13 protein-coding genes are annotated in these 15,613 nt (G+C 44.3%); 4 read left to right on the top strand and 9 right to left on the bottom strand.

Features of this window, described 5'->3' with window-relative positions:
* Window positions 1–88 precede the first annotated feature (88 nt).
* Window positions 89–1,159 carry a calcium/proton exchanger gene (gene cax / locus ASD24_RS13090; RefSeq protein WP_056696334.1) on the top strand — a complete coding sequence of 357 codons (1,071 nt, stop codon included), beginning with the start codon at window positions 89–91 and terminating at the stop codon, window positions 1,157–1,159.
* Window positions 1,160–1,400: 241 nt separating this feature from the next.
* On the opposite strand, the gene ASD24_RS13085 is transcribed toward cax, so the two are convergent.
* The 5 genes from ASD24_RS13085 to ASD24_RS13065 all read right to left on the bottom strand — a co-directional run bounded on the left by ASD24_RS13085 (window position 1,401) and on the right by ASD24_RS13065 (window position 6,618).
* On the bottom strand, window positions 1,401–1,694 hold the full coding sequence (locus ASD24_RS13085; RefSeq protein ID WP_056696331.1) for a YlaN family protein: 294 nt from the start codon (window positions 1,692–1,694) through the stop codon (window positions 1,401–1,403).
* A gap of 224 nt (window positions 1,695–1,918) precedes the next feature.
* Window positions 1,919–2,164 carry an HPr family phosphocarrier protein gene (locus tag ASD24_RS13080; RefSeq protein ID WP_056696330.1) on the bottom strand — a complete coding sequence of 82 codons (246 nt, stop codon included), beginning with the start codon at window positions 2,162–2,164 and terminating at the stop codon, window positions 1,919–1,921.
* 96 nt (window positions 2,165–2,260) lie between these two features.
* A complete protein-coding gene (locus tag ASD24_RS13075; RefSeq protein WP_056696328.1) occupies window positions 2,261–3,376 on the bottom strand; it encodes an aminopeptidase in 1,116 nt (371 codons plus the stop codon).
* A 276-nt stretch (window positions 3,377–3,652) separates the two neighbouring features.
* The gene (locus ASD24_RS13070; RefSeq protein ID WP_056696327.1) at window positions 3,653–4,510 is read right to left on the bottom strand and encodes a hypothetical protein; all 858 of its coding nucleotides are present in this window, start codon (window positions 4,508–4,510) and stop codon (window positions 3,653–3,655) included.
* Between the two features lie 128 nt (window positions 4,511–4,638).
* Window positions 4,639–6,618, bottom strand: a complete 1,980-nt coding sequence (locus ASD24_RS13065) for a sensor domain-containing diguanylate cyclase (protein WP_056696325.1) — start codon at window positions 6,616–6,618, stop codon at window positions 4,639–4,641.
* A gap of 461 nt (window positions 6,619–7,079) precedes the next feature.
* On the opposite strand from ASD24_RS13065, the gene rpsD reads away from it, so the two are divergent.
* Window positions 7,080–7,679 (top strand): 30S ribosomal protein S4, encoded by a 600-nt coding sequence (gene rpsD, locus ASD24_RS13060; protein ID WP_056696322.1) that lies wholly within the window; start codon window positions 7,080–7,082, stop codon window positions 7,677–7,679.
* Between the two features lie 174 nt (window positions 7,680–7,853).
* Here the strand turns inward: rpsD and ASD24_RS13055 are convergent, their stop codons facing one another.
* Entirely contained in the window at window positions 7,854–8,258 is a 405-nt protein-coding gene (locus ASD24_RS13055) for a hypothetical protein (RefSeq protein WP_056696320.1), read from the bottom strand.
* The gene (locus tag ASD24_RS13050; RefSeq protein WP_056696318.1) at window positions 8,255–8,464 is read right to left on the bottom strand and encodes a helix-turn-helix transcriptional regulator; all 210 of its coding nucleotides are present in this window, start codon (window positions 8,462–8,464) and stop codon (window positions 8,255–8,257) included. Before ASD24_RS13050 ends, ASD24_RS13055 begins: the two co-directional genes overlap by 4 nt.
* Window positions 8,465–8,757: 293 nt before the next feature.
* Here ASD24_RS13050 and ASD24_RS13045 point away from each other — a divergent pair, with 293 nt between their 5' ends.
* Entirely contained in the window at window positions 8,758–11,859 is a 3,102-nt protein-coding gene (locus ASD24_RS13045) for a penicillin-binding protein 1A (RefSeq protein WP_056696316.1), read from the top strand.
* Between the two features lie 163 nt (window positions 11,860–12,022).
* Here ASD24_RS13045 and acsA read toward each other — a convergent pair whose 3' ends face one another.
* The gene (acsA, locus tag ASD24_RS13040; RefSeq protein ID WP_056696313.1) at window positions 12,023–13,747 is read right to left on the bottom strand and encodes an acetate--CoA ligase; all 1,725 of its coding nucleotides are present in this window, start codon (window positions 13,745–13,747) and stop codon (window positions 12,023–12,025) included.
* Between the two features lie 239 nt (window positions 13,748–13,986).
* Between acsA and ASD24_RS13035 the strand changes: the two genes are divergently transcribed.
* The gene (locus ASD24_RS13035; protein WP_056696312.1) at window positions 13,987–14,619 is read left to right on the top strand and encodes a GNAT family N-acetyltransferase; all 633 of its coding nucleotides are present in this window, start codon (window positions 13,987–13,989) and stop codon (window positions 14,617–14,619) included.
* A 256-nt stretch (window positions 14,620–14,875) separates the two neighbouring features.
* On the opposite strand, the gene ASD24_RS13030 is transcribed toward ASD24_RS13035, so the two are convergent.
* Complete coding sequence (locus ASD24_RS13030) at window positions 14,876–15,571, bottom strand: 5'-methylthioadenosine/adenosylhomocysteine nucleosidase (protein ID WP_056696310.1); 696 nt, start codon at window positions 15,569–15,571, stop codon at window positions 14,876–14,878.
* Window positions 15,572–15,613: the final 42 nt, after the last annotated feature.

The following is a 15,613-nucleotide window of genomic DNA, read 5'->3' as shown; positions in this document are numbered from 1 at the left end:
CAAGATTTGGCATGATTCGAATGATTATGATGACCAACATGTGATCACGTGTTGCAAACCAAATAATATGTAACCGAGGTGTGTGTTTGTGAGAAACCGGATTTCATCCATTCTGCTGATTGTTACTTTTGCACTCAGCGCGATTGCCCACTACATGAAATGGGATTCGATTCTACAGTTTGTGATTTCAGCCATTTCGGTTATTTTTGTCGCTGGTTTTTTAGGCAAAGCTACTGAAAATGTTGCCCACTATGCCGGACAGCGGCTGGGTGGTTTTTTGAATGCTACCTTCGGCAATGCTGCCGAGCTGATTATTGCGATCTTCCTCGTTAAAGAAGGATTGTTCGACATGGTCAAAGCCAGTCTGACGGGCTCCATTATCGGAAACCTGTTACTTGTTCTAGGACTGAGCATTTTCGCCGGTGGTCTCAAGTTCAAAATCCAGAATTACAATGTTTCGCTTGCAGGCCTAAACGGCTCCTTGATGATTGTAGCTATCATCGCTTTATTCATTCCCGCCGTGTTCCTTAACACCCATTCTATCACTCAACAAGACACAAATACACTCAGTCTTATTGTTGCGGGACTGTTGATTGTGGCCTACATTGCTTGGTTGCTGTTCTCTATGGTCACACATAAGAAGTATCTTGCCGATGTCACGGTAGACGAGGATGAGGAACTTCCGCATGAACATGCACCTGAATGGTCGAAGAAAAAATCAATCCTTTATCTCGTATTGGCAACGGTTATGGTGGCCTTTGTCAGTGAGTGGCTAGTTGGCACGCTTGAAGTATTTACAGAGCGATTCGGACTGAGCGAGCTATTTGTCGGTGCGTTCCTTGTTGCCATCATTGGTAATGCAGCGGAACACAGTGCAGCCATTATGTTAGCGATGAAAAATAAAATCGGTGCCGCAGTAGAGATTGCGGTCGGCAGTAGTTTGCAAATTGCATTATTTGTTGCACCTGTCCTGATTTTTGTCAGCTACTTCACAGGCAGAACAATGGATATTGTATTTACCACCATTGAACTTGTCGCGATCGGTGTATCCGTGTTTATTGCGAAGTCGATCACGCAGGATGGTTCAACGAACTGGTATGAGGGCTTGCTGTTACTTGTGGTCTATATCATCCTTGGGGTGTCATTCTTTCTGGTATAAAATAAAGCACATAAAAAAGGTAGCTAGGTGATGTTTCACCAGGCTACCTTTTTTACATCCATTCCTCTGAAGCTCCATTCCGCTCTCAGGCTGCAGTTAGTTAACTACCCTTAGCATCAAGCTGAGCAGAGGACTACTTGCTGGAACTGCACACATTAGCGAGGAGCAATTCAAGAAAGAGCACACAAAAAAAGCATGCAATAACCTGCATGCCTTCTATTCTGACCCGCGCATATGCAGGCTATTGCTCATTCTTTTTGTTCAAGGCTTCATATAGAATCGCTAGATTCCGCTCAAGCGCGCTAACCATCTGCTTACCAGCACCTTCTGGAAGGAGACCTGCACGAACAGCAAAATCAACTTCTTTGGAGAACCCATACATCTGTGTATCCAATACTTCCTCATAGAGAGGGCAGTAGCGGGTAGCCAGATTCTCCATCTGTACTTCAATAAGCTTCTGTATTTTATCTGCATCTTCTTGAAGAAGACTGATCGCTTTCAAATTCAGCTGGTCCTGCAGATCAGATGAAGTCATGCATTTTTCCCCCCTATGTCCCAAAAATCGCGTAAAGACGTTCTATCTCTAATATTAGACGAAATCAGTAGGTAATACAAGAACCTGACCAAAATATCCGAACAAAGTGAGTGTCTTCAGGATTGCTTATTTCAGATACAGCGCAAGGGGCTTTTCGTATGATTCAGCTCAGAATACAAAAGAAGCACCCTCGCCGCCATTGGCGAAGGTGCTTCTCATAACCATTACTCCGATGCGATCTTTACATTCAGTCCATGCTTAGCAAACACATCAGACATGGCTGCTTTAGCCTCATCGGCATCTGGACCATGAACATGCAATTCATAGCTATGAGTGCTGATCAGTGTTGTAAACAATCCCAAGATACTTTTCACATCAATATACTTGTTGTCTGAATGAAGCACGATTGAAGAAGTAAACTTGCCTGCTGTTTGAGCAATTTCCACTACAGCCACATTATTACTCGACATAGGAATCCCTCCGTCTTTTCACTTTTGGTATCATCTATTAATTACCACTACATGATACCGTGAATCCGCTTTCCTAGCAACAGCAAAATACAGATGCTATTTCAAACGGTCTGGATTCAAGCATTCCAGTTCAGGAATAACGAAAATACCGTCTTTACGGATCAGTACATCGTCAAAATAAATCTCTCCACCGCCGTAATCTGGACGTTGAATCAATACCAGATCCCAGTGAATGGATGAACGGTTTCCATTATCTGTTTCTTCATATGCCTGTCCTGGTGTAAAGTGCAAGCTACCCGCAATTTTCTCATCAAACAAGATATCTTTCATGGGGTGAAGAATGTATGGATTGAACCCAATGGCGAATTCACCAATATGACGTGCACCATCATCCGAATCCAAAATATCATTCAGGCGCTCTGTATCATTGCTTGTCGCCTCAACAATTTTGCCGTCTTTAAACGTGAACTTAATATTCTCAAACGTAACACCGTTATACAGTGTTGCCGCGTTATAGCTGATAGATCCATTAACGGAATCCCGTACAGGAGCACTATACACTTCTCCGTCTGGAATATTTTTTTGACCAGAGCACTTCACAGCACCGATATCCTTGATGGAGAAGCTAAGGTCTGTTCCAGGACCTGTAATCCGAACTTTATCCGTACGATTCATTAGGTTAGCCAGTGCGTCTTGTGCTTTATCCATTTTGGCATAATCGAGGTTACATACATCGAAGTAGAAGTCTTCAAATGCCTCTGTGCTCGTGTTCGCGAGTTGTGCCATACTTGCATTCGGGTAACGCAATACAACCCATTTGGTATGCTTCACACGCTGCTCGCTATGTACAGGATGAGAATATAATGAATTATACATTTTCATCTTCTCTTCAGGTACATCGGACAGATCGTTTACGTTCTCGCCCGCACGAATCCCGATGTAACAATCCATTTGTTTCATCCGGTTCAGATCAATCTCTGCCCATGTTTTCATCATTTCTTCCGTTGCATTCTTGAGCATTGCACGCTGTACCGTTCGGTCAGTCAACTGCACAAATACGTTACCGCCCTTTTTCCCTACTTCCTCAACCACAGCGTTGATTAAGTCACGCTCACTTCCGATCATCTCGACCAGGACGTTCTCGCCTGGTTGTACATCTACAGAGTAACCGACCAAGTTAGCCGCCAGCTTCTGAATTCTTGGATCTTTCATCTTGTATAATCCTCCTGTCATGTGTCATTCATAATTGAACGACGGTAAATTACGATACTATTGTAGCACGCTACCGTGATCCCGTCAGCAAGCAACCCTTAACTAGGGCTGTCTTTCATCACACTGAAGGGCTTCTTTAAGCGCTTTTTCCGCCCCACTGCGTCACTTTCTCTTAACGCACTCCCGGTATGCCCGGTACGCCTAAGAAAAGGTTTCTGACTTTGAGCATAATTTCAGCATAACTGCTGCTTTTGGAGCTGTAGCAAACTCCCTTGTCTACTCATAAGCTCCAAAGTTTACATCTGTAACGAGAGCCTCTGTATTCTTTTTATTATTCATATCCCGATAGCTAACCTGACTTTCAGATGAGAGCCGAAGAGGCAGGCTGGTTTTGCGATCGACGGTAAGATGGTACACGGTCTGCACACTAGCTTGCTTCATCATCTTATCCATCGTTACCTCTCCCTGCTCCCATACCCGCTCCAGCTCCTGCTCAAGCTTCTCCTGATTTGTACCCCCGATTGCTTTTGCCTTACGCATGTACTCCTCTCGCATAGCACCCATCTCAGCATCCAACTGTGTCGTAGCCCATGCCTTGGCATCCTCAGGCTTAAGCTCAATCCGCAGAATCTGTGTGCGTCGTCCTCCGCCATATTCCGCCTTAATCGTTTTATTCATACGATCAATATTCTCTAGCTGTGAAATAGGGTTATAACGAGACAACGCCCCACGTAATGGCTCCTGTTCATTAGACATAGCCATCCATTGCCCCTTCTTCCGCTGGAAGGATGCACTGAAACCCCCTGGTTGCCCGGCAGGTTGCACAGAGGTAGCGCTCATCTGTGTACCTCCTGAAGTAGCTACACCGGGAAGCCGAGTCTGCAAAGTCAGACGGTTATGATCTTCCAATTTGCCTGCAAATTTGAATTGGTTCTCAAACACGCCGTTGCTCTCAAGTCGCAGTCCAGCCTGACCCTCAAAACTGAGCTTCTCCTTGCCAGCAAGTCCGGATAAAGCAAGCGAAAAAATCTCCTCTGGCGTTTGATCTTTCTGTATAAATCCGCAACCTGGCGTGCAGATCAGTATCAAACTCAAAATCAGTAACATTACGCGTATATTCCGATAACTAACCATGGCTACCCCCACCTTTTTGTCAAACGTTCTCCATAGGCTACCCCTCCGTTAATGACTTATACTGTGTGACCCACAATCTGTTTGCATAAAAAAAGAGAGAACGACTCCGACTTCGGAATTGTTCCCCCTTAACGCGTTACTTCTTGTTCTTCTAATACGATACGGTTACGTCCTCCGTGCTTAGCTTGGTAGAGAGCCATATCTGCACGATAAAACAGCGACTCAACACTCACCTTTTCATCCATCCAGCTCCACTCCGCGATGCCGCTTGAGACAGTCACCGATGGCCTTGTCTCTTCCGACACCCGGAGACGTATCGTCTCGGCATATTCAAGAGCCTGTCGTATCCCCAATTGAGGCATATAAATCGCCAACTCTTCGCCGCCCCATCGGGCACATATATCCTCTGGACGAACTGAACTGACAACGATGTCACTTACCTGCTTAAGCACCTGATCCCCGGTTTGGTGTCCAAATGTATCATTCACTTGCTTGAATTGATCGATGTCAACCACAATGAGAGAACCACAGAACTCATGCGCCTGCCGTTCATGAATAACGTTATCTAGATAATGACGAACATATAATCCTGTCAGCATGTCCAGATTAGCCAAACGTCGTACTTCGGCATGGAGCGTTGCATTGGTCAGCGCAAGTCCCATATGAATCACTAACATCTGCAACAAACGATAATTATCGTAAGAGAAAAATTGCTCCTGAGTATGTCCAAGCATGATTACACATTTCACTTCACCGTTCACCCAAACTGGTGACGCAATCAGAGATAACGATTTCGTTTGCTCCATAAATTGAGAAGGAAATTGAGCATGTTGACGATAGTTAGACATAATAAGCGGCTCTTCCGACTGATACAACGCACCGGCAATACCGTAATTATTCGGAAATGATTGGCGCGTTAGCTGATGAACGTTAGAGGACATCACTTCAAATTGGTTCGTACTATCATTCAACTGGAGAATACAGCATGATTCAGCTTGAAATATACCAAGCATCTCTTGCTCAGCAAATTGAAAAATTTCCATCAGTTGAAGACTTTTATTCAAACGTTGTGTCAAATCGTTAATTAGACGAAGTTCCTGGATAAGCATATTGGATTGTTCATGCAATTTCGCATTCTCGAAGGCTGTTCCCGCCGTATCTGCCATCATCGTAATCAATTGCAGATCTGACTCTTCCATTAGTTCATCATTCATTTCAATGTAAAACACACCATATATGCCCTGTTTGCCTTTGAGAGGCAACCCCACCTCAGTAATTCTGTTCTCCCCATCGATCGATCGAGCAACAATCAGTCGTCCTTCCATAAAAGAACGTACACAGATATCCTCGCCTCGTTCATGAACCAATAAAGGTTTAATCCGGGCATTAGTGCTACTCTGATCCTGAGACATAAAAAGCGTAATTCGCATTGTAGGATATAAATAATCCATACTACCAAACACTTCATCCAATATCGTATCCACATCCATGTTGTCGTGCATCCGTTGAACAATCTGGAACAGTATTGATCTCCGATGTTCTTCACGTGCCGTTTGCTCATGAGCATGTAACAGATCCGTCATGAATATGTATTCAAACCTGCGGTAAAAACAAGTCCGATAATGTGATGCCTCAGATCGAACCAAGGCTTCTGACGTTTCATATGGATTAGGTTCGTAGATCAATGCAGTGAATACAGCGAACATATCCTTATTGCTTCTCGAATAGAGAGGAAGGGCAAGCAAATGAAACTGACCATGTTGATCACTGCTACGCAGGGTTTGTTCTTGTCCCGTTTCCAGACATCTTAATACGGTGAGACTCACATCCATACTTACGGCATCCTCATATGGATCTCCCACCCTAACGCCTTCAGTATTCCATACATTAAATATCATCGCTGCATGGTCTTGTGCGGGGCTGCGTTGTTGCTGCCAATCGGCAAAAGCCTGCTGTAGCAGGCTCCCCAAATATGAAAAATCAAAAGGTGTGATATCCACTTGCTGCATCCAGAGCGCATGCTCGTTATGAAGAGATGCAGCAGATGCGGGATCGCCCGAACTTGGCGAGTTCAAACTGGCTGGTAAACTTCCTAGATGTTCTAACATGTCAGGCGCTCCTTTGCACCGTTTTTGCATCTCATAGATGCATTAATCTGCATAGGTTATCGCAAACCTGCAAATTCGTCTGATAACCTTACAGCATAAGTTTATTTAAAGTTAAGATAGAATCTATTTTACTCTCTTTGCAACTTTTTTGCATCCATATTTCAGAAAATTGTCCCATTATTTTAGGCCTAATGACCTATCGACAAATTTAGACGTTTTTTTCTTTTATCTTAACCTTGACTTTGTTTCTCCTAAACTGTAATATGAATTGTTGATGAAGACTACTAAATGGGTCTTTAAATTTGGGCATTACCGGTTGTGTCACCCTCATTCTTTTTGTTGCTTTCAGGACAGCGGCTGAACTCTCCTGATCGTCCTATGCGTGGCTGAGCCCGCATCAACAAATTGGAGCGCAAACAGAGCCCTATATGAACTTTAACTAAAAAGGAGCTACTTTAAACATGGCACGTTACACTGGTCCTAAATTTAAATTGAGCCGTCGCCTCGGCATTTCCCTTAGCGGAACAGGCAAAGATTTGAAACGTCCTTTCCCTCCAGGTCAGCACGGAGCTAACCAACGCAGAAAAATGAGCAACTACGGTATGCAGTTGCAAGAAAAACAAAAACTGCGTCATATGTACGGTTTGGGCGAAAAACAATTCCGCACTCTGTTCGCTAGAGCGCAAAAAATGCAAGGTATCGCGGGTGAAAACTTCATGTTCTTGCTTGAGTGCCGCCTTGACAACCTCGTTTACCGTCTTGGATTTGCTAACTCCCGTGCAGGAGCACGTCAGTTGGTATCCCATGGTCACATCACAGTAAACGGTAAAAAAGTCGACATTGCTTCTTACCAAGTAAGCACTGGCGACGTAATCAGCTTGCGTGAAAGAAGCCGCGGTTTGTCTTCTGTTAAAGAAGCATTGGAAAACCGTACGCATCTTCCAGCATACGTTGAATTCAACGATACAGCAGTTGAGGGTAAATTCATCCGTCTGCCTGAGCGTTCGGAATTGTCCCAAGAAATCGATGAGAAACAAATCGTCGAGTTCTACAACCGTTAATCGTTGCGATTACATTAAATCTTCAAATAAAACAGCTGTCGAGATTTTCTCGGCAGCTGTTTTTCTATGTTTTTGACTAAGCAAAGTAGAATTTAGGGGTGATATTGAGAAATTCGCCGTATCCATCAGCAGAATAACACGCGAAGGATACCGTTTTGATCAGGAAGTGATGATCTAATAACGTAAGAACTTATATGCAAAGTACGTCACAGCTGAAAAAATACCACTCACCATGATAATAATTGCTGATTCAAACATCTCTATTTCGATTCCAAACTGATATATCACAAGCATTGTGATTATGACTAAAATCATGACTATAAATCCAAGTGAAAATGAAGATTTACAATGTGAAATTATTCTTTCATCATGTTCCGAGTCCATAACCCGTTTAATCCCCTTGTTGTCCATAGCCAACACACTGAAATTTAAAATGGAGCACCCAAGCAACCCAAAACCTAAAGGCATAGCAAACGACAGGTTAGAATTATTTAACGCAAACTTCTGGTAAAGCGCAATTGAAAAAACAATTAACCCGACAATGCACATAACAACAGATACTAAAGTCCACTTCCTCACTCAACATCCCCTTCTTCCTCAAAAATAAAAACTTGTTCAATGTTTTTATGAAATACCTGGGCTATTAGATAAGCTAGCATAATCGACGGATTGTAGCGCCCTCTTTCCAATGAAATAATGGTCTGACGTGATACGTTAACCTTCTCGGCCAGATCCTGTTGTGTCATGTTAAGCTCTCGACGGTAGATCTCAATTTTATTCTTCATGGATTTCGTGACCTCACTCTTTATTTGTAAAGCTAACTTTACAAAAAATATATCTCTCACGCCTCAAAATGTCAAGCTAACTTTACACCATATCCGTAACTTAAAACAGGCTGATAGAAAGGAACCCCTCTGGCCATATTCTTATCTCATTATGATATGGTACATTTACAAGCATAATAAATAACATAATTTCGAAAATAATGGCATTATTCGACTATTGCTTGTATTTCTCAGGCATGCAAAGCCACCTTTTTATGCTATAATAAGTGCTGTTAAAAGGAGGAAGACACTGAATGGTTGATGTTAATAAGAAAAAGCCCGATGAACAGCCTGTCCGCAAACGTAGCTTCATTCGCAGACTAGGCAGTGTCGTCAAATGGATGGTCGTCCTGGGTATCATGGGGGTACTATTTGTAGGCGGCGCTTTAATGGGATACGTCAGTTCCATTGTGAAAGACGAGCCTGTCCGTTCCAGGGCCCTGATTGAACAGAAAGTCAGCGAAAACTCCATCACAGGCTTTGCTTACTTTGCCGATGGCAGTCCAATCGGTCAATTACGTACAGAAGAAGACAGACGTCCAGTCACCATTGACCAGATCCCACAGAAGGTTATTGATGCAGTTATTTCGATTGAAGACAATCATTTTTACGAACATAAAGGTGTAGACATGAACGGTACACTTCGTGCCGTAAAACAGAAAGTGCTTAAAGAGTCTGTCCAAACAGGCGGAAGCACACTTACACAGCAATTAGCGCGTCGTGTGTTCCTCAATCTAGATCGTACCGAGGATCGGAAAGTAAAAGAAATTCTTCTCTCGCTCCGTCTGGAACGTTTCTTGACAAAGGACGAAATTATGACTGCGTACTTGAACAAGGTTCCATTCGGTAATGGCTCCAGTGGATATAATGTCTATGGCATTAAGGCTGCTGCCAAAGGTTTGTTCAATATTAATGATCTAGAGAAAATAAATACGGCTCAGGCTGCTTACCTTGCTGGCTTACCACAGCTCCCCTCTTCATACTCTGCTTTTAATGGAAAAGGCGATTTTGTTGAGGATAATTTTGAGCGCGCTATTAATCGCCAGCACTTGGTTTTACGTCGAATGTTAGAACTGGGTAAAATCAATCAAACCGAATATAACGAAGCGCTTGCTTTTGACATCAAGAGCTCTCTCGCGCCCAAAACGATTAAAGCTTACAACACTTATCCTTATCTTATGATGGAAACTGAACGGCAAGCTGCTCAAATCTTGATGACGCAGTTGAATACAGATACTACCAAAGGCACAGATGAAGCTACCGACAAGGATGCAGCACCTAAAGATAGCAGTGCATTATTGGAAGAAGCTCAGCAGCAATTGCGCACAGGTGGATATCGTATCTATACCACAATTAACAAAAGTGTATATAAAACCATGCGTACGATTGCTGAAAATGATAGTAATTTTGCCGCAGACGATCCCAAAAAGGGAAAAGAACAAACGGCAGCTATGTTGATCGACCATAAGACTGGTGCCATTCTGGGCATGATCGAAGGTCGAAGCTTCCAAGATGAGCAAATGAACTACGCTACTCAGATGGTGCGTCAACCGGGTTCTGCTATGAAACCAATTGCAGCATACCTACCTGCTATGGATGAAGGTTTAGTTCAGCCAGGTTCCATCGTAGATGATTCACCAATTATTCTTAAGAATGGCCCAAGCGGATATCATATTCCGAAGAATGCAAATAACCGCTACCAAGGCCTGATCACTGCTCGTAGAGCACTGAATTACTCACTGAATACCGTGGCACTTAAGTTGTTTAATGAAGACGTTGGAATTGATAAAGCCTGGGCTTTCGCCCAAAAACTTGGCATTACCACCATTCAGAAAAACGATTATCAAGCACAAACTGGTGTTCTCGGCGGTCTTCAATATGGTGTAACCGTTGAGGAACTCACCAATGCCTATGGTGCCATCGCCAACAACGGTGTGTACAACGATTCATATATGATCAGTAAAATTGTAGACTCTAAAGGAAACATCGTATATAAACACGAAGCTGCCCCTGTTCAGGCGTTCTCCGAGCAGACAGCATACCTCATGACTGACATGCTTCGTACAGTTGTCACAGAGGGTACAGCGGATAAAGTACGTGAGAGCTACAAATATTCGAAGAGTGTACCGATTGTCGGAAAAACAGGCTCTACCCAGAACTATGCCGATGTCTGGTTTGAAGGTTACTCCCCAGATGTCACTTTGGGTGTATGGGTTGGATACAAACAGCCTGTTAACACACTAGAGACCAAGTCTCAGCGTAAACGTGCACAGCAATTATGGACTCAAATTATGAATGAGGTCATCGCCTCAGACAAAGAGTTATTTGTTACAGATAAGTTCGAGAAGCCATCAGGCATAGTAACGAAGACCGTTTCCGCTTATAGCGGCAAACTGCCTACGGCTCTGACAGACCGCTTTGTCACAGATATTTTCAACAGTAAATTTGTTCCTAAAGATAGCGATGATGGCGTCGCCAAAGCGAAGTACATCACTTACAATGGTGTGAACTACATCCCTCGTGATGAAACGCCTAGCGATATGCTAAAAGAAAAAACCGTAATCAAACGTAAAAAACCAATCTCCGATCTCATTAAAGAGTTGCAAAATGCATTCTCTCGTATGAGCCGGCATGAGTCACTTGCTTATTACCTGCCACAGGACGCAGATTCAGACATGCCAACTCAGATTGATCCACGACAAGATAACGGTAAAGCTCCTGATGCTCCAGGAAATGTAAGACTGTCTATGTCCAATGGCAGAGCTATCATTACATTCAATGCTACACCGGAAAGTGATGTTGTCGGGTACCGGTTGTATCGTTCTGTTAATGGCGGAGGCTTCCAGAATCAAGGGCAAGTCGTCCTTACAGGGGAATCTCGATCATTTACGGCGTATGCACAAGGTGGTAACTTCTCCTTCTACGTTACAGCAGTTGATGTAGCTGGCAGAGAGTCTGCACCAAGCGCAATTGCTACTAGTGCTGCCGTTGTAGAGCCGCCACCAGAGGAAGAAGTGAAGGAACCGATTAATGTTCCTGGAACGATCATCACGCCTGGCGAAGGATCAGACGATACTGCAGCAACTTCACCAAGCACACCGAGTCAGGTAAGTGTTACAGCTCTATCCCAGGGTATTCGTATCCAATGGGGATCAAATGCTGAAGCAGAAGGTGTACAGAGCTATTCCGTCTATTACAGCGAAACGGGCAATGCTCCATTTAACAAAATCGGCTCTACCTCGGGTACCTCGCTTGACTTCGGCGTACCCGCAACAACCAGCGGATGGTTTAAGGTCTCTGCGAACAACAGTGCAGGAGAATCTGAACCTTCAGTAGCGGTACATTATCAACCTTAAAGTTAGATCAATACGATTACACCAAACGGCCTCCTAAGTTTAATCTTAGGGGGCCGTTTGTTTAACACGTCAAAAAGCCTGATCTGTTAGACATCGCAGATCAGGCTTCTTCATGATTATATCAATTGCAATACGGCGAATCATGGCTTGCCACATTCAACATTTAGTCTTCAATCGTGGACAGGTCTCCTGTCGGCAAATCGAGCTCCCAGGCTTTCAAGACACGACGCATAATTTTACCAGAGCGTGTCTTCGGCAATTTATCCTTGAATTCAATCTCACGCGGTGCAGCGTGGGCAGACAGGCCTTCTTTTACAAAACGATAGATCTCTTCCTTCAACTCCGGTGTCGCCTCATACCCATCACGAAGCGCTACAAAGGCTTTGATGATCTCCCCCCGTGTTACATCCGGTTTACCGATTACGCCAGCCTCAGCTACAGCAGGGTGCTCTACGAGCTTACTCTCTACCTCGAAAGGGCCGATACGTTCGCCAGATGAATTAATCACATCATCAATTCTGCCCTGAAACCAGAAGTAGCCGTCTTCATCCATATAAGCAGAGTCCCCAGATACGTACCAGCCAGAGAGCCGGAAATACTCCTCGTATTTAGCTGGGTTGTTCCAGATCTTCGCCATCATCGACGGCCATGGGCTACGTATTGCCAAATTCCCCATACTGTACGGAGGTAACTCCTGCCCACGATCATCGATAATTGCAGCTTCAATTCCGGGCAAAGGTCTTCCCATTGAACCTGGCTTAATCGGCATACCCGGATAGTTACAGATCAATTGCGCACCTGTTTCCGTCATCCACCATGTATCATGAATTCGTTGATCATACGCTTTCCAGCCCCAACGAACCACTTCAGGATTGAGCGGCTCGCCGACAGACATGACGTGACGCAGACTACCCAAATCATGCTGAGCGATCGTCTCGTCTCCTGCACCCATCAACATCCGGAACGCCGTTGGTGCACTGTACCAGACGGTCACTTTATTTTTTTCAATCGTGCTATACCAGTCTTGTGGACTGAAACGACCTCCACGAATAACATTGGTTACCCCGTTCAGCCATGGTGCAAAAATACCATAAGACGTGCCTGTGACCCAACCAGGGTCTGCGGTGCACCAATAAACATCATCCTCGCGTAAGTCGAGCACAACTTTGCCTGTATAATAATGCTGAACCATTGCATTCTGCACATGATATACGCCCTTCGGTTTCCCAGTAGAACCCGAAGTATAATGGATAATGAGTCCATCTTCACGAGTGAGCCATTCCACGTCCATCTCATCCGAAGCAATAGACATCTCTGCATCAAAATCAATGAGTCCATCTTCCGTCTGCTCCCCACCACCAACGACAAATATATGCTTCAGCTCCGGTAATTCGGAGCGCTTAATTCGTCCAAGAAGCTCAGGTGTCGTTACAAGTGCAACCGCCTCACTGTCCTCCAACCGGTCTTTGACGGCGGTCTCCATAAAAGCTTCAAACAGCGGCCCTGCGATTGCACCCACTTTCAAGATACCCAAAAGGCTGAAATATATCTCAGGGCTTCTCGGCATAAAAATAAATACTCGATCCCCCTTGGTCACGCCATATTTCCGAAGTACATTACCAAACCGGTTGGATTGCTCGCTAAGATCGGCAAAGGTGTATGCCTCTTCCCGTGAAGCATCACTGTATAGCAATGCCGTTCTACCGCCTCTTCCTTCCAGCACATGGCGATCTATCGCCTCATGAGCCATATTCACTTTTCCGCTGGCGTGCCACGTAAAGTGCCTTTCCACCGATTCCCAATCGAATCGGCTTCGAGCCTCCGCGTAATCGCCCAAGTTAGATTCAGACACAACCGTTTGCAGCATCTCTTCAAATGCTTGACTCATGCTTGCCAGCCTCCTTCAACTCGACATTTCGATTCCCTTAAATGGGTGACTTCTCATTGCCTTGTGTTGACTGAACTTCCAGTTAGCGCTTACATTAATAGAGAGAGCATTCTCTTCATTTACTTGCTTGACCTACTGAATGAATTTTGAGCTGCACTTGAATTGTGAACATTTTTTGTCTACGCCATTATAGCAAATCTTCTCAATCATCGTCTAGGGGGAAGAAAGGAGCATGAACCATGGAGCATATTAAGAAGCATCATATGCGTTCCATCTTCAAATCCGGTCACCACATCACGATTGAAGGCCCTATACCCGCTGAGGCCATTTCACAGTTAGGTTTCCATCCGGATCTCGATGCTTTTCGGAGACCATCAGAGCAGCAGGAAGCTCTAACGGAGATTGCCGATCTGCCGGAAGGTCGTATCATTCTAGCACATGAAAATAGCATCATTATTGGTTACGTTACGTTTCATTACGCTGACGAATGTGAACGTTGGTCTGAAGGTAATATGACGGATCTCATAGAACTGGGAGCTATCGAGGTGGCTGACGAGTATCGCTCTCTAGGCATAGGACGTGAGATGTTGCTCACTGCGTTCGAAGGTGAACAGATGGAGCGATATATCATTTTTACGACCGAATATTATTGGCATTGGGATCTGAAGGGCAGCGGTCTGTCCGTGTGGGATTATCGTAAAATGATGGAGAAGTTAATGCAAACTGTAGATATGACTTGGTACGCGACCGATGATCCTGAGATCTGCTCTCACCCGGCAAACTGTCTTATGGTGAGAATCGGCAGCCAGGTACCACTCGCGTCTGAGGAACAGTTCGATCGTGTGCGCTTCCGCTATCGGTTTATGTATTGAGTTAACCTTGAATTATGCTTACATAAAAAACGTCTATCGTCTTACCTCCACAGGAGACAGACTGCGTTTAATTGTAGTTTTTCTTGCGATAATCAAATGGTTCAGCTCCGCTGAAAACTTATACATTCTATCATCTAAAAAAAACCGCTTCTCACCTAGCTCTGCATACCTTAGGAGCTATCCGTTGAGAAGCGGTCTTTTTATTTTTTTTGTTCAGGCGGCTCACTGTGAGTTTTTTTATTTATCACATAAAAACTTACATGTTCTCCAACATATGCTCCACGATGCGATGTGAGCGCTGGGAAGACTGCACTGTAAATTCAGCAAAGTTAACATGTGCTGAACCATCTGCTTTATCGGACATGCCTCTCAGAACGACAAAGGGTACACGATTCATAAAACTTACTTGAGCAACAGCCGCACCTTCCATTTCTGCACAAGCTCCATCCATTTGGTTGTATAACATATTTACCGTTTCTTTGCTCGCGATGAATTGGTCTCCAGACAGAACTTTTCCGATCAAGTACTTCGCCCCTTGCGCCTTACAAGCTTCTTCAGCAAGAGCAATCAGTGAAGCATCGGCAGGAAATGCAGAGATTTCTTGATAAGGGATAACACCCCGTTCAAACCCAAGTGGAGTAACATCCATATCATGCTGCACGCATACCGAAGAAATGACGATATCTCCGATATTTAGCTCAGGGTGAACTGCACCTGCAACACCTGTAAAAATAATTCGATCCACTTGGAAGCGGTCAATCAGAATCTGCGTAGTTACTGCCGCATTAACTTTACCTACACCCGATTTGCAGACAACGATTTGTTTACCTAACCACTCGCCTGCAACATAGGTTATTCCGGTCTGTTTGACCGTTTCTAATTGCTTCATACCTGCAAGTAACAGTTCTACTTCCTCATCCATAGCACCAATAATACCGATTGTTTCGCGCATGTCCTAAGCCCTCCAGTAGATTCTATTCAGCACAAAAGCTCC

The sequence above is a fragment of the Paenibacillus sp. Root52 genome (assembly GCF_001426865.1).
Classification (GTDB): Bacteria; Bacillota; Bacilli; order Paenibacillales; family Paenibacillaceae; genus Paenibacillus.
The sequence above is the reverse complement of the archived record's forward strand: the minus strand, read 5'-3'. Positions and strand labels throughout refer to the sequence as shown.

Bases quoted from the DNA above. Each gene is read 5' to 3' on its own strand.
- ASD24_RS13085 (WP_056696331.1), bottom strand. From the start codon at position 1,694: ATGACTTCATCTGATCTGCAGGACCAGCTGAATTTGAAAGCGATCAGT.
- ASD24_RS13080 (WP_056696330.1), bottom strand. From the start codon at position 2,164: ATGTCGAGTAATAATGTGGCTGTAGTGGAAATTGCTCAAACAGCAGGC.
- ASD24_RS13075 (WP_056696328.1), bottom strand. From the start codon at position 3,376: ATGAAAGATCCAAGAATTCAGAAGCTGGCGGCTAACTTGGTCGGTTAC.
- ASD24_RS13070 (WP_056696327.1), bottom strand. From the start codon at position 4,510: ATGGTTAGTTATCGGAATATACGCGTAATGTTACTGATTTTGAGTTTG.
- ASD24_RS13065 (WP_056696325.1), bottom strand. From the start codon at position 6,618: ATGTTAGAACATCTAGGAAGTTTACCAGCCAGTTTGAACTCGCCAAGT.
- rpsD (WP_056696322.1), top strand. From the start codon at position 7,080: ATGGCACGTTACACTGGTCCTAAATTTAAATTGAGCCGTCGCCTCGGC.
- ASD24_RS13050 (WP_056696318.1), bottom strand. From the start codon at position 8,464: ATGAAGAATAAAATTGAGATCTACCGTCGAGAGCTTAACATGACACAA.
- ASD24_RS13045 (WP_056696316.1), top strand. From the start codon at position 8,758: ATGGTTGATGTTAATAAGAAAAAGCCCGATGAACAGCCTGTCCGCAAA.
- acsA (WP_056696313.1), bottom strand. From the start codon at position 13,747: ATGAGTCAAGCATTTGAAGAGATGCTGCAAACGGTTGTGTCTGAATCT.
- ASD24_RS13035 (WP_056696312.1), top strand. From the start codon at position 13,987: ATGGAGCATATTAAGAAGCATCATATGCGTTCCATCTTCAAATCCGGT.
- ASD24_RS13030 (WP_056696310.1), bottom strand. From the start codon at position 15,571: ATGCGCGAAACAATCGGTATTATTGGTGCTATGGATGAGGAAGTAGAA.